This window comes from Roseibium sp. AWQ4_290 (genome assembly GCF_056160985.1).
In genome coordinates, this window is the sequence record NZ_JBSWYG010000037.1 from 1 (window position 1) to 13,092 (window position 13,092).

A 13,092-nucleotide genomic window follows, 5' to 3' on the forward strand; every position below is an offset into this window, starting at 1 on the left:
CCGACCACAAGATCAATCGCATCAACGAACTCATGCCTTGGTGTTACGCTGCAAAAGCAGCGTAACAGAGCGCGGCGCCGCCATGAAGACCGGCTTCACCGGGCGGACACGCATAGCCAGCACATGGACGCACTCAAGCGGGTCATCGCGATGGCCCAGATGCTGGAGGCGCCTCTCGTGCGGATCATGACCAACAAGAAAGAACAGATCCTGTGGGGCAGGGGCGGGGCCGAGGTTTGGAATGTTGCCAAAGGCGCCTGGGATGCCACACTGGCTCTGATCGAACCGGCCATCCGTCTTGCCCGCGCAGAAGGCATCGCGCTCGCGGTGGAGACCGGCAACGGCACCATGGTCAATTCAAGTTATACGGCCCGCAAATTGATCGACGATCTTCAGGCCCGTGACTGCCTCAAGGTTCTGTGGGACCCGGCCAACAACTGCTGGTGCCATGAAGAGGCCTATCCGGACGGCTACGAGACCCTGCGCGGCGGTTATCTTGGCCATATCCATATCAAGGACGTAAAAGTGGACACGCCGAGGGCGACACTGGAAGTGCGCCCCTTGGGAGAGGGGCAACTTTCAGATCAGCTGCCTCAAATCGCCGGGGCACTCCGCAGGGATGGCTATGATGGGGTGATCTCCCTTGAAAGCGTCTATCATCCGGGCAATGGCGACTTCGAAGCGGGCTTCCGCCAATGCCTTCCCCGGTTCAAGGCACTTTTTGGAGACACGTCCCCCAAGCCACGCGCCTAAAACAGCAGAACAGGGCCGTTCAAAGGCCCTTTTCCTTGAGCCAGGCTGTCACAAGTTCGGTCAGGCGCGCGCCGGAAAAGGAGGGAAAGTGCCCCCCGTGCACAATACGGACGGGGAGGCTGGCCAACCGCTCCATGGACCGGACATAGTCCTGCGCATCGGCATGATAGGTGTCTTCGATCAACGGACCATCATAAAGGATATCTCCTGAGATCAAGATACCCGTCGCCGCTTCCCAAAGCGCGATCCCGCCAGGGCTGTGACCGGGTGTGTGGATCACCTGAAAAACACGGTCGCCCAGATCAATGATGTCTCCATCCTCCAAAATCCGCGTCGCAGGCGCGGCTTTGACGGCATAGCTGGTGGAGCTGTAGGGCACCTCCGGCAAGGCATCGAAAATTGCGTCAGTCACATAAGGATCAGCGAGCGTGTTCTGCCGTGTTGGATGCGCCAGAAGATCCGCCTCGGCAGAATGACACAGCCGGCAGGGAAACTCGTGATGGCAGCCGATATGGTCAAAGTGGGTATGGCTGGCGACGGCATCCAGAGGCCGCTCGCTCACAAGGGGCACCCATTGCCTTAAAGACACAACCCCCATGCCGCTGTCCACCATGAGGTCCCGGTCCCGTCCGCGCACATGCCATATGTTGCAGCGGTAGAACTCCTGGATATGGGGCTCGTCTATCCAGGTGATGCCGTCACCTGCACTGCGCAGGCGGTACCAGTCCCGGGGAGGGATGCGTTTCATGTCACGTCTCCGGCAGAAAAACAGGGTTTGTACCGTAAAGGGAAACGTCTTGCCCAACAGCCGGAACCTGCCCCTGAGGCAAATGGGCGGTCAGGGTCAGGTCAGGGGCGGCGGCGGGGGCAAACCGGCACCTGTGATGGGCTCCGAAAAACCCTGTTTCAATCAACCGGGCCGGGCCAAGATCAATGTCCCCCTCCAGGCCGATATTTTCCGGACGCAGGCACAAGAGTCCGTTTTGCGGTGCCAGATCCAGCGCCCCCAGCGGAGAGGTCACCCTGCCTTGTGCCGCCACGACCGGGATGCGGTTCATTTCACCCATGAAATTTGCGGCAAACAGGGTCCGGGGCGTGAGATAAACCTCTTCTGGCGTACCACAATGTTCGATATGCCCGTGGTTCATCACAACGATCCGGTCCGCGATTGCCATCGCTTCTTCCTGGTCATGCGTCACATGAACAAAGGTCGTGCCGACCCGCCGCTGGATGGCTTTCAGCTCGTCCTGCATCTGACGGCGCAGCTTTAGGTCCAGCGCCCCCAGGGGTTCGTCCAACAACAACACATCCGGCTCCACCGCCAGCGCTCTTGCCAGGGCCACTCGTTGTCTCTGGCCGCCCGACAATTCGTGCGGTTTGCGGCCGGCCTTGTCTGCCAGACCGACCATATCGAGCATCTCCATCGCGCGGCTGATGCGCGCGCGCCGGTTGACCCCGCGCATGCGCAGCCCAAAGGACACATTATCGCGCAGGCTCATATGCGGGAACAGGGCATAGTCCTGAAACATGGTGGTTGTCGGCCGGTCTTTTGGGGCCACATGGGTCATGTCACGCCCACCGATCAGAAGCTGGCCTTCGCTTGGTGTCAAAAACCCGCCAATGATCGACAAAAGCGTGGTCTTGCCACAGCCGGAGGGTCCGAGCAGCACGACGAACTCTCCCGCGTTTATCTCAAGATCGATCTGATGCAGCGCTGTAAAGCTGTGAAACCGGTGTTTGACGGATTTGATGTGCAGATCAGCGGTCATGTCGACCCCTTCCGGAAAAAGGTGACTTCCAGCACCAGAACAATCAGGACAGAGACAAGGAACACAAGCGAGCCGACCGCATTGGTTGCCGGCGACAGGCCTGAGCGCAGCATTGACCAGATTTCCACGGGCAAGGTCACGTCAAAACGGGTGAGCAGAAAGGCGATGATGAATTCATCCCAGGAGAAGGTGAATGCCAGGAAAAACGCCGCCCCAAGCGCCGGCAGCAACATGGGCGCGGCCACGAACCACAAGGTCTGGACTTCTGAGGCTCCCAGATCCCGCGCGGCTTTCAGGGCGTTTTTCTGGTGGTCGCCGATCGCAGCATAAAGGATCGCAAAACACAGAGGCAGATTGATCACCACATGGCCGATCCCGGTCGCCAGAAGCGAGGGGCGGATGCCGATGCTGTTGAACATCTGCAAAAGACCAAGGGCAATGATCAGATAGCTCACCGTCATGGGTGCAATCAGAAGGCTGCGCATCAGCGCAGATCCAGGAAGCACCACCCGCGCAAGACCGGAGGCTGCGAGAAATCCCAGCACCAGTGCCACGAACGCTGACACGAATGCGACAGCCAGAGAATTGACAAGCGCTTCCATCATGGCACGGTCCCCGAGGACCTGTGCGTACCATTTCAGCGTTGCCCCTTTGAAAGGCGGCACCGGCAGGCGCCCGTCCTGAAAAGAGAACACCACCAGCACGACAACCGGCAGCAGGATGAACACAAAAACCGCCGCAAGATAGGCCCAGGACAGAATGGAGGAACCGCGCATCAGACCCGCTCCATCTTCAGCCAGCGCGCTGTCACCAGATAGGCGACACTCACAATCGCCATCAGGACAATGGACAAGGCGGAGGCCATGGGAAAGTCGCCGCGCCGTCCAAGCTGCAGCATGATCAGCTGGGGGATGGTCAGCTCGTTGTTTCCACCCAGGATCTGAGGTGTGATGTAATCGCCGATACACAAAACAAAGGTGAGAAACGCACCGGTGACCACGCCCGGCAGGGTCAATGGCAAGATCACAAACCAGATCACCTTCCATCTGGACGCTCCGAGATCTTCGGCAGCCCGGGCATAATTCGGCGACAACTGAATCAGGTTTGAATAAATCGTGAGGGTGAGCAGCATGACAAAGAAGTGCACAAATCCGGTCACCGTGGCCGCGCGCGTAGCCATGATCTGGACCGGTTCAGCCAAAACCCCGAGCCCGACCAGCGTGTTCATGACCACCCCCTTTTCGCCCAGGACCAAAGCCCAGGAGTAGGAGCGCACCACATAGGAGGTCCAGAACGGCAAAACCGCCAGAAGCAGCACCAGGCGCCGCCAGCGTTCTGGCACCCTTGTGGCAATGATCCAGGCAAAGGGCCACGCCAAAAGCACTGAGATCACGGTCACAAGCGCTGTGACTTCGAGGGAAACGGCAATTCCCTTACGCAGCGGCGGGTCGGAAAAGATTTTGATGTAGTTGCCCAGATCAAATCCCTGCACCACGGTGCGCCCCTCCATGTGGGCAAGGCTGATCAGGATCATCGCCCCGAAGGGCAAAATGAAAAACACCAGAGTCCACAAAAGGGCAGGGGCGGCAAGCACCGCACCCTGACGTTTTTCCTGTGCTTCAATACTCATACCAGACCTCAGTTCTGAAGCATGTCGGTCCAAAGGTCCTGCATTGCGGCATCCGTGTCCGCATCCGGCACCGGATAGAGCTGGGCACGGGACAGATAGTCTGCCTGATCGCCCCAGCGCAGGATTGCCTTTTGTTCAGAGGTCAACACATTTCCCGCTGCTTTGTTGGCGGGCATGCCCCAATAGCAGGACGAGGTTGCCAGACGGGCCTGTCCTTCAGGCGAAGTGATATATTTGATGAATTCAGCGGCAAGCTCCGGTTCCGCGCTTCCTTCCACCACGCCAATCGACTGCGCCCAAAGCAGGCCGCCTTCCTTGGGGATGGTCCAGTCCAGATCCGGGTTCTCGGCATTCAACACGGCGGTCAGCCACTCGCCGCCACCAATCACGATATCAACCTCACCGGTGGCCAGGGCCGTCTGGCTCGCCACCACATCGGACACCTGTTTGGAGGCGGTTTTGAGTTCCATCAACGGCGTCTTGATCGTGGGCAGCGTTTGAGCATTCAGGTCTGCCGTGGCAACCCCCGCTTCCAGCCCAACCAGCCCCATGACCGGAAGATAGTAGTCATAGATCGCAATCCGGTTATCATATTTGCCGGACCACAGCGCATCCAGACTGGTCATATCCTCTGGATCAACGGCAGACTTGTTGTAGGCGATTGTGTTGTAGCCGAATTTCTCAACGGCGGCATAGACTGTGCCATCCACTGTAACATGATCCTTGAAGAGCACTTCGGGAAAATAGTCCCCGGTCGGTGCAGTCCCTTCAGGCAACGGCGCCAGAAATCCGCGCTCCACAGCCCGGCCCACATCCACCGCATCAATCACAAGGATGTCCCAGTCCCCAGGCCGGGATTGTTCCAGAAGGGTCAGGCCAGCAGCAGTGCCTTCGTATTCCTTCACATTCACACGCACATCATGAGCCTTTTCGAAAGGCTCCAGCAGCGCCGGATCGGCATGGTCACACCAGATCAGGGCATTGAGGTCCTTGGCCTGGGCCGTCGTGGCCAGTCCGGCCATCAGAGCGGCCGCGGCGCAACTCAGCTTGAAAGTCATGTTCGTCTCCGGTTGGTAAAATTGCAGTATTTTTATTTTCTGTAGAAAAAAGTTGAACGCATTCACTTTTAGAGTCAATGCTATTTTTCAGCGAGGAATGAGGTGCTTATGGCAGGACTGCGCGAACAACAGAAAGCGACCAGAAGGCGGGCACTTTTGGAGGCAGCAAGCCTGCTTTTTAAGCAGAGCGGCTATGAAGCGGCTACGATTGGTGAAATCGCTGAAAAGGCGGACATCTCGGTCGGCGCCTTTTACAACTACTTCACCAGCAAGGCTGATGTGCTTCTGGCGATTGTTTCCATGGAAGTGGAAGAAGTCCTGCACCAGGGCGAAGCTATGCTGGAGGGCAACCACACCACTGCGCCGGAGGCCATTTGCCAGCTCGCCTCCATCTACAATGAGCACTGTCTCGTCTACCTGACTAAGGAAATGTGGCGCTCTGCCATGGCCCTCGCAATCCAGCACCCTGAGACACCTTTTTCCCACCGCTACAGGATGCTCGACACGGAACTGACCAAGCAAATGACAAAGCTGCTTGTCGTCTTGCAGGGGCAAGGTCTCTTGCGCCCGGAGATCGAACCGGAAGCCTTCGGAGAGGTGCTCTTTTTGAGCTTGAACGGGCTCTTTATCGAGTTCACCGTGAAAGAAGACATGACACTTGACACCTTCAGTCAGGCCTTCGCCCGTCATGTGAAAGCGGTTTGCGCCTTATCAGGTCCGTTCAGATTCGGCAAGTCATGCCGCCAGTCTGCTATAAACGGCACATGAACCGGGCCCGAAACTATGCTTTCCGCAAGCTGAAAAAGGACGATTTTCCTCTGCTGAATACGTGGCAGGCACATCCACACGTCCGTCAGTGGTGGGACAGGCAAGAGCTCTACACGGACGAAGAAATGGCCGACCCGCGCGTAGCCCGCTGGATCGTCTCCTATGACGCACGCCCCTTTGCCTTCATGCAGGACTATTGTGTGCATGGCTGGGACAACCACCACTTCGCCGGGTTGCCAAAAGGATCGCGCGGCATCGATCAATATATCGGCGAGCCGGACCTGCTCGGCCAGGGGCATGGCACGGCCTTTATCTCCGCCCGGCTCACGTACCTGTTCGAAGACGGTGCCCCGGTGATCGGAGTGGACCCGCATCCTGACAATACCAGGGCAATTGCGGTCTACCGCAAACTGGGGTTTGAACCGTCCGGACCACCAGCGGAAACCGCATGGGGCCGGATCCTGCCAATGCTCGCCAAACGTTAAGCCAATCGCCAGAGGCCTCAGCCGTCCGCCTTTCCAAGCCGCTTGATCTCGGCCTCGAGCGCGGCAATGCGCTCTTCGCGCTGCGCAACGGCGAACGCCAGCTCCGCAGCATCGACCATCTGCAGAATGTGTTGCGGGCAGTTCACATCCCAGGCAGATAGGTCAAACAGGATCGCACGTTCAGCTCTTCCCCGGCCATCTTCAGGCCGGAGGCTGTCGAGCAGCGTATGATCCTCCTCGATCACCTTCGCGCGCCCCCAGAGTTCACCCGCCGAGGCTGCGCATAATCGATCAGGAAGCGGATGCACCTGCTGCCCGTGATCTCGAACGTCCTGAAGGCCTATCCGCAGATCGATGTCCGGCTGTCCCAGGCCGACCGGTCCGTCAGCCTGCAGGAAGAGCATATTGATGCCGCCATAGGCATCGGCCATCTGCCCGAAAGCGGCCTGCGAGCCTGGCTTGTTGGACATGTGCGCTGGGTTTGCTGAGCATCCACCAGATATTTGACCAGCAGGGACGCCCCTCAAAAAGCCGAAGACCTCTCCCGGCACGACTGGATTTCCTTCTCCGGTCTCATGGCGTCAGACAAGTGGCGTTTCGGGGAAGGGGTCTCCGAACGGTGGGTGCCCGTTCACGCGCGGATGATCGTGAATAACGCCAATGCCGCCAGTGAAGCCGCCGCCACCGGTCTCCGGGTCGCCCGCGTGCTGTCCTATCAGGTCGCAGACGCCGTTGCGGAGGGGCCCTTGAGATTATCCTAAAGGAAGAGGAAACCGCGCCCCTTCCGGTCAATATCCTGTACGCGGCAGGTCTCATGCCACAAAAAATACGCGTCTTCGTGGATTTTGCCGCCCCGCACCTTGAGACGGCCTTGCACCGCGCCACATTCCAGGTGTGAGGGCTCCTTGCAAGAGACTTTGGGGAACGGCCTCGCATAACGCCCTAATGATTGGGGACTGCAGAACAGTTGGACCCGTAATGCTGAAAGACAAGAAATCCGAAACCGATGCGGAAAAACAAAAGGCCCTGATACGCCGGCTTGTAACCGAGGTAAGCCGCGACAACCCGGACCTCTACTACCAGCCGACCAGCCTTGTTGCGCGGCTGATCCAGACCCACATCGCCGAGGGCCACACGCTGAACGGCGAAGACCGGATGCTGATGCAACGCCTGACAACCCGCGACCTGGAAGTCCTGCTCAGCTTGCATTGAGACAAGGCACGTCAAAGACGCAGGCGCTTTTGTCGGGGCAATTTTGCCGATCGGCTTCCTGCGCGACCATCACTGGTCAGGCGCAATCTTGAGCAGACAACACTAAAGACAATCAGCAACCCGTTCGGCACGAGGTTGTAACCCATGTCTCCGGTACAAACTGTGACCTATGTCTCCGGATCGCACGATGAGGAAAATGGCGGTGAGGGTGGGATTCGAACCCACGGTACGCTCTCACGCACGGCGGTTTTCAAGACCGCTGCCTTAAACCACTCGGCCACCTCACCAAATGCAGCCCGGCGCGCGAAGCGCGGCCACAGCTCCCGTTTCCTTTGTCTGGCGGCGAATGTCAAGAGCCGGACTTCACGGCCAGGCAATTTGCTGAAAAATCATGTGGACCTGCGCTGATCATCTTGAACGGCCTCAATTGGCACGACCCTTGGGACAATCCGGCGCCGTGCACGGCAAGCGCTGCGTAAGGCCGTTTCTGAGGTGGGGTCGGAACATGCACCCGGCATCGGAACTTCGCCAAAGAGTGGGGCCGCCGGTCCGGTGTCGTGGGCAGGGTTTTGAACCGGCGGCCAAAGCTGGAGGTGGGGTCCAGCATTGCCGTGACAGGGCGGTCACGAGCAATGACGTCACCCTAGCCCGCCGCGCTGAGAGGGGATGTGACCTGCATCACATCCTGCCTGTTTGGCGATTTTTCCAACGCTGTGCCCCTAGCGCAACAGTCAAGGCACACAGAAATACGGATTTTTTCAAATTACATTTCAGTGTGTTAACCAAAAATTTCCCAAGGGATCTCCAGCATTTTTCAAGTTTCCTGTGCGTGGTGCCTGCTTTGGGAGGTCAGCAGTCTCGACGCGGCATTTACTTTCAAGTAATAAACTTGCGATTTAAACAGGCACTATGATCGGATGCATTGCGGGGGCTGTGCATCGATAGGGGACTGATCACAGGATCGGATCGTAGCCTGAATCCAGTGCTAGAAGCTTTGTTTCAGCACCGGGGGATCGCGTAAGCTGCGGGGCCGCCAACGCGTAGTGAGTAGGACGGCAGGGATGCAAGGGACAGACGGCGCCAACAGCCTGGGGGCTGGATCGTCATCGGGTATAGCGACACATCAACCGCGAGATAAGACAGACGGGCAGGCGGGCAGCCGATTGCGCCGCTTCGGGCCCGTTATGCTGGCTGTTGCGGCTGTCACTCTGGTCGCGGCCTGTAGCTCCACTCCCCAGACCAAAGCCAAGTTCAGCCCGAAAAAATACGGCGTCAAGGCGAGCCCGAAAATGGTAGCAGCCGGCAAGCCGGTCCCCAAAGGCGGGGGCCGCTATGTGGTCGGAAAGAAATACAAGATTGCCGGCAAGTGGTATTACCCAAAGGAAGACCCCAACTACAAAAAGGTCGGGCTTGCCTCGTGGTACGGGCCGACATTCCATGGCCGCAAGACTGCCAATGGTGAGATCTTCGACCGCAACTCTCTGACAGCCGCCCACACCACCATGCCGCTGCCATCCTATGCCCGTGTCACCAACACGGCCAATGGCCGCTCGATGATTGTGCGCGTGAATGACCGCGGACCGTTCCACGGCAACCGGATCATCGACCTCTCAGAACGGGTCGCAACCATGCTGGGCACCAAATCCGCGGGCGTTGGCAAGGTTAAGGTCGAATATGTCGGCCGCGCACCGCTGCACGGACAGGACGAAGCCTATCTGATGGCCTCCTACCGGGGTCCCGGTTCGGTTGTGCCCGGTGGCACACAGCCCGGAACACTGCTGGCACAAGTCACCCCGGAGGTCATTTTCGGCTCGGTTCCGGCTCCTGCCTCACGCCCCTATCTGGCAGCGCTCAGTCAGACCCGCACCGCCCAGACCGTCACTGTTGCCTTTGATCCGGCTATCGCGTTTGAAGCAGGCGGGGCAACCGTCAAGGTGGCGTCCAACAACCATTTCGGCCAACTGCCGACGCAGCATGCATCCGGCTACGCTTCAGCAAGCGCTGACGAGACAATTCCGGTTCCCGGCCGCCGTGTGACGCTTGAGCCCGGAAGTGCCGTCTCCTCCTATGCGGCCAACCAGAGGATCGCAGACGCGCATGAGACCCTGTCCACTCTGTCGACATCCGGTCTTTCCATGCGTCAGCTTGCTGCTAATATACCGGCAGGCGAATAATCGGCACGTCCTCAGCGGCCGGAAAATTTGCCGTTTTAACCGCGATGAAGTGTCAAGGTAATCCGGCCTATGTACCTGTCAAACCTCGGATTTTGGCTGCAGCCTCGCACGATCTGCTTACCCCTTTTTACTGCGCTTGTTTCTGTCAGCACGCCCCAGATGGAGCCCGCTCAAGCAAGTGACGGTCTCGATACAAGAGCCCCCAAAGCCTACCTGCTGGAACCTTCCTCAGGCACAGTCCTGTTTTCCAAGGAACCGGACACCCCCTTCAAACCGGGATCGCTGGTAAAGGTGATGACAGCGGCCACGGTGTTTCATCTTCTGAGAGACGGGACCCTTTCGCCTGACCAGCTTTGTAAGGTCAGCGAACATGCCTGGCGTACCGGTGGCGCTCCGTCGCGCACCTCCACCATGTTTGCGGCCATCAAATCCGAAATCGCAGTGACGGACCTTCTCAAGGGGCTTCTGGTTCACAATGCCAATGACGCAGCCATCATTCTGGCCGAATGCGCTGACGGATCGGAAGAGGCCTTTGCCAAACGCATGACAGATCTCGCCCGTTCCCTGGGCATGGCTGGCTCATCCTTCGGCAATCCGACCGGCTTTGACGATGTTCCCAGCCAGACCACTGTGCGGGACCAGGCTCGGCTTGCCGAATATATTCTGGAAGAGCATCCGGACTATTATCCGCTGTTCTCCATCCCCGAATTCACCTGGAACAAGATTTTTCAGCGCAACAAGAACCCGCTTCTTGGCGAGATCCGGAACCTGGACGGGCTGGGCGGTGGCAATGATCCGGAAGACGGGTATTCGGGGCTTGCCTCGGTCAAGCGGGACGGACGGCGCGTGATTGCAGCCGTCGCCGGGCTCAATTCCGACAAGCACCGGCTGCAGTCACTCAATCAGGTGATCGCCGGTGCCTGGGAGTACTATGCCATCCAGACACTCTTTACGGCCGGAGAAACGGTTGTTGAGGGCCGTGTGTTCGGCGGCACGCAAGGGGCAGTGCCCCTGGTCGCCACAGCCGATGTCGACGTGTTGCTCGCCCGGGGTGGCAGCCTCGATTACCGGCTGCGCGTCGTCTATGAGGGCCCTTTGAAGGCCCCCGTTTCTAAAGGCATGCCCGCTGGCGAACTGCGCGTGATCGGCAAGGAGGGTATCGTCTACCGGGCCCCTTTGGTCACCGGGAACGCAGTCAGCGCAGGCAGCTTGATGGACCGGGCCGTTGACGGCCTTCAGGAATTGCTGTTCGGCTGGATCGGTTAAATCGCAAAGCCTATTGTTCGCAGATCTTTGCCCAGCATAACTCGGCAAAGCAGCATCAACATTTGCGCCGATCCCTGCTAAAAGCCATGGCACAGACAGGCACGGGCGGGAATCAGGCGGATTTCCGGGCCAGCTGCCTCAGCGCGTGGTGCAACCAAAAAACCGGGGGCAGTTTGCCAGGACATTTCATTTCATTTGAAGGCGGTGAGGGGGCCGGGAAGTCCACTCAGATTGCCCGGCTGAAAACCTATCTGGAAGGGTTTGGGCACGCTATCACCGTCACCCGCGAGCCTGGCGGGTCTCCGGGCGCTGAAAAGATCCGCACGCTGCTTTTGTCCGGAGAGGCAAAAGATCTGGGCCCACGCGGTGAGGCGATGCTGTTTGCCGCCGCACGCGCAGATCATGTGGATGCAACCATCCGGCCCGCGCTTGAGCGGGGTGAGTGGGTCCTGTGCGACCGCTATGCGGATTCAACCCGGGTCTATCAAGGGGAAGCCGGAGTGGATCAGGACTATCTGAAGCTGCTGGAAACCGCTGCTGTCGCAGGCACCCGCCCGGAAATGACCATCTTGATCGATGTGCCACCGCAAATCGGTCTGAGCCGTGTGGCCAAACGCTCCAAGACAGATGCCAGCGGCGGCCCGGACAGGTTCGAGGACGAGGCGCTCGCGGTTCATGAGCGCCGCCGGAAACTGTTCCTGCAGCTCGCGCTGGACGAGGCTTACCGGTTCACCATCGTAGACGGCTCCCGCAACACGGATTTTGTCGAAAAGGAAATCCGCAAGGCGGTCTTGACCCACTTTGCAGAGGATCTGAGCAGCCAGGGCCCAGTGCGTCCCGGTGAAGGGGGGCCGGCCTGATGGCGCGCAAAAATGAACCGGCCGACACACCCGAAGTCGACGCCCTTCCGGGCGTCCCGCTGCCCCATGAACGCACGCGGCTGATCGGGCACAAGACAACAGAACAGGCGCTTTTGGACGCCTACCGCTCCGAGCGCCTGCACCATGCCTGGATCCTTGGCGGACCGAAGGGCATCGGCAAGGCGACCCTGGCCTTCCGCTTTGCCAAATTCGTGATCGCCCATGGCGACCGGTTTGGCCCTCAGACCTCACAGGCAACCGATTTGAGCGTGCCTGCGGACCATCCGGTGTGCAGGCAGGTCACCGCAGGCGGGCATCCGAACATTCTGCATCTGCGGCGGCCGTGGGATGACAGGGGCAAGAGGTTCAAGTCGGACCTGCCCGTGGATGAGGTCCGCAAGACCGTTTCCTTTTTCGGAACCACCGCTTCCGCCAGGGCCTGGCGCCTGTGCATTGTGGACTCGGCCGACGACATGAATGCCAGTTCGGCCAACGCCTTGCTGAAAATCCTTGAAGAGCCGCCTGAACGCTGTCTGTTTCTGGTGCTCAGCCACGCCCCGGGGCGCCTGTTGCCGACGATCCGGTCCAGGTGCCGCCGCCTTGACATGACGCCCCTGTCCGAAGCAGAACTCGCAGACGGCCTTCAAGAGCTGGCCGTGGATGCGCCGGGGTCTCCGGAAGATCTCCGCGAAATCACCAGAACCGCCGAGGGCAGCCTCCGGTCCGCACTCACGCTGCTCTCTGGTGACGGGCTGCAGATCGCCAAGGGTCTGCGTCAGCTTGCAAGCCATCCCGGGCAGCTGGATCTGGGCGCTGTCCACGCCCTGGCCGATCTGGTGGCGGTGAGGGGCCAGTCCGACAATTGGGAAAGCTTTGAACATATTCTGGAGGCCTGGCTCCACGACAGGATGCGCCAGGACCTGAGAACCGGCGTGCGGGCCGCCTACCGCTTTGTCGAGCTGCGTGACAGAACCCTCAAGGCCATCCGGGACGCGGACGCGCTCAATCTGGACCGGAAGCAGGTGGTTCTTGACTTTTTCTTTGCTCTGAAAGCTGCCTGACCCGCTCAGGGCTTGGGGTTCGGGCCAAGAGAGGCTATCAAGACCAACCGGGCGGA

Annotated in this window: 14 protein-coding genes, 1 tRNA gene and 1 pseudogene; 9 read left to right on the forward strand and 7 right to left on the reverse strand. The window is 59.3% G+C overall.

Translation table 11 applies throughout. From position 1 onward, the window contains the following. Positions 1-753 (forward strand): sugar phosphate isomerase/epimerase family protein (locus tag ACXAH0_RS24460; RefSeq protein ID WP_475195799.1); only part of this gene is annotated, 753 nt, incomplete at its 5' end. A gap of 19 nt (positions 754-772) precedes the next feature. Here the strand turns inward: ACXAH0_RS24460 and ACXAH0_RS24465 are convergent. Genes ACXAH0_RS24465 through ACXAH0_RS24485 form a run of 5 tightly spaced genes read right to left on the reverse strand, consistent with a single transcriptional unit; the run spans position 773 to position 5,210 of the window. Then, positions 773-1,501, reverse strand: a complete 729-nt coding sequence (locus ACXAH0_RS24465; protein ID WP_475195801.1) for an MBL fold metallo-hydrolase — start codon at positions 1,499-1,501, stop codon at positions 773-775. Position 1,502: 1 nt separating this feature from the next. Further along, a complete protein-coding gene (locus tag ACXAH0_RS24470) occupies positions 1,503-2,522 on the reverse strand; it encodes an ABC transporter ATP-binding protein (RefSeq protein WP_475195803.1) in 1,020 nt (339 codons plus the stop codon). Then, the gene (locus ACXAH0_RS24475) at positions 2,519-3,298 is read right to left on the reverse strand and encodes an ABC transporter permease (protein WP_475195805.1); all 780 of its coding nucleotides are present in this window, start codon (positions 3,296-3,298) and stop codon (positions 2,519-2,521) included. Before ACXAH0_RS24475 ends, ACXAH0_RS24470 begins: the two co-directional genes overlap by 4 nt. After that, positions 3,298-4,152, reverse strand: a complete 855-nt coding sequence (locus ACXAH0_RS24480) for an ABC transporter permease (RefSeq protein ID WP_475195808.1) — start codon at positions 4,150-4,152, stop codon at positions 3,298-3,300. The genes ACXAH0_RS24475 and ACXAH0_RS24480 overlap by 1 nt, the downstream gene beginning before the upstream one ends. A gap of 8 nt (positions 4,153-4,160) precedes the next feature. Then, positions 4,161-5,210, reverse strand: a complete 1,050-nt coding sequence (locus ACXAH0_RS24485; RefSeq protein ID WP_475195811.1) for an extracellular solute-binding protein — start codon at positions 5,208-5,210, stop codon at positions 4,161-4,163. Between the two features lie 156 nt (positions 5,211-5,366). Here ACXAH0_RS24485 and ACXAH0_RS24490 point away from each other — a divergent pair, with 156 nt between their 5' ends. Beyond that, entirely contained in the window at positions 5,367-5,978 is a 612-nt protein-coding gene (locus ACXAH0_RS24490) for a TetR/AcrR family transcriptional regulator (RefSeq protein ID WP_475195814.1), read from the forward strand. Then, on the forward strand, positions 5,975-6,463 hold the full coding sequence (locus ACXAH0_RS24495; protein WP_475195816.1) for a GNAT family N-acetyltransferase: 489 nt from the start codon (positions 5,975-5,977) through the stop codon (positions 6,461-6,463). Before ACXAH0_RS24490 ends, ACXAH0_RS24495 begins: the two co-directional genes overlap by 4 nt. Positions 6,464-6,480: 17 nt before the next feature. Here the strand turns inward: ACXAH0_RS24495 and ACXAH0_RS24500 are convergent, their stop codons facing one another. Further along, positions 6,481-6,933, reverse strand: a complete 453-nt coding sequence (locus tag ACXAH0_RS24500) for a hypothetical protein (RefSeq protein ID WP_475195852.1) — start codon at positions 6,931-6,933, stop codon at positions 6,481-6,483. Between ACXAH0_RS24500 and ACXAH0_RS24505 the strand changes: the two are divergent. Then, a pseudogene (locus tag ACXAH0_RS24505) lies at positions 6,826-7,224 on the forward strand (LysR substrate-binding domain-containing protein). The gene ACXAH0_RS24500 and the pseudogene ACXAH0_RS24505 sit on opposite strands and share 108 nt — an antisense overlap. Positions 7,225-7,441: 217 nt before the next feature. Then, a complete protein-coding gene (locus tag ACXAH0_RS24510; protein ID WP_475184458.1) occupies positions 7,442-7,675 on the forward strand; it encodes a hypothetical protein in 234 nt (77 codons plus the stop codon). Between the two features lie 197 nt (positions 7,676-7,872). Here ACXAH0_RS24510 and ACXAH0_RS24515 read toward each other — a convergent pair. Then, positions 7,873-7,962: transfer RNA gene (locus ACXAH0_RS24515), tRNA-Ser, on the reverse strand. An 897-nt stretch (positions 7,963-8,859) separates the two neighbouring features. Here ACXAH0_RS24515 and ACXAH0_RS24520 point away from each other — a divergent pair. From ACXAH0_RS24520 to ACXAH0_RS24535, 4 genes are all read left to right on the forward strand, one after another. Further along, positions 8,860-9,849 carry a septal ring lytic transglycosylase RlpA family protein gene (locus tag ACXAH0_RS24520; RefSeq protein WP_475195818.1) on the forward strand — a complete coding sequence of 330 codons (990 nt, stop codon included), beginning with the start codon at positions 8,860-8,862 and terminating at the stop codon, positions 9,847-9,849. 159 nt (positions 9,850-10,008) lie between these two features. Further along, positions 10,009-11,115 carry a D-alanyl-D-alanine carboxypeptidase family protein gene (locus ACXAH0_RS24525; RefSeq protein ID WP_475195820.1) on the forward strand — a complete coding sequence of 369 codons (1,107 nt, stop codon included), beginning with the start codon at positions 10,009-10,011 and terminating at the stop codon, positions 11,113-11,115. Between the two features lie 173 nt (positions 11,116-11,288). Beyond that, positions 11,289-11,975 (forward strand): dTMP kinase, encoded by a 687-nt coding sequence (gene tmk, locus ACXAH0_RS24530; RefSeq protein ID WP_475186191.1) that lies wholly within the window; start codon positions 11,289-11,291, stop codon positions 11,973-11,975. After that, positions 11,975-13,036: a DNA polymerase III subunit delta' gene (locus ACXAH0_RS24535; RefSeq protein ID WP_475195823.1), complete on the forward strand. Its 1,062-nt coding sequence runs from the start codon at positions 11,975-11,977 to the stop codon at positions 13,034-13,036. Before tmk ends, ACXAH0_RS24535 begins: the two co-directional genes overlap by 1 nt. Positions 13,037-13,092 lie beyond the last annotated feature (56 nt).

Coding starts and splice junctions, on each gene's coding strand:
- ACXAH0_RS24465 (WP_475195801.1), bottom strand. CDS start 1,501: ATGAAACGCATCCCTCCCCGGGACTGGTACCGCCTGCGCAGTGCAGGT.
- ACXAH0_RS24525 (WP_475195820.1), top strand. CDS start 10,009: ATGGAGCCCGCTCAAGCAAGTGACGGTCTCGATACAAGAGCCCCCAAA.
- ACXAH0_RS24480 (WP_475195808.1), bottom strand. CDS start 4,152: ATGAGTATTGAAGCACAGGAAAAACGTCAGGGTGCGGTGCTTGCCGCC.
- ACXAH0_RS24485 (WP_475195811.1), bottom strand. CDS start 5,210: ATGACTTTCAAGCTGAGTTGCGCCGCGGCCGCTCTGATGGCCGGACTG.
- ACXAH0_RS24495 (WP_475195816.1), top strand. CDS start 5,975: ATGAACCGGGCCCGAAACTATGCTTTCCGCAAGCTGAAAAAGGACGAT.
- ACXAH0_RS24470 (WP_475195803.1), bottom strand. CDS start 2,522: ATGACCGCTGATCTGCACATCAAATCCGTCAAACACCGGTTTCACAGC.
- ACXAH0_RS24510 (WP_475184458.1), top strand. CDS start 7,442: ATGCTGAAAGACAAGAAATCCGAAACCGATGCGGAAAAACAAAAGGCC.
- ACXAH0_RS24535 (WP_475195823.1), top strand. CDS start 11,975: ATGGCGCGCAAAAATGAACCGGCCGACACACCCGAAGTCGACGCCCTT.
- ACXAH0_RS24520 (WP_475195818.1), top strand. CDS start 8,860: ATGCTGGCTGTTGCGGCTGTCACTCTGGTCGCGGCCTGTAGCTCCACT.
- ACXAH0_RS24500 (WP_475195852.1), bottom strand. CDS start 6,933: ATGTCCAACAAGCCAGGCTCGCAGGCCGCTTTCGGGCAGATGGCCGAT.
- ACXAH0_RS24475 (WP_475195805.1), bottom strand. CDS start 3,298: ATGCGCGGTTCCTCCATTCTGTCCTGGGCCTATCTTGCGGCGGTTTTT.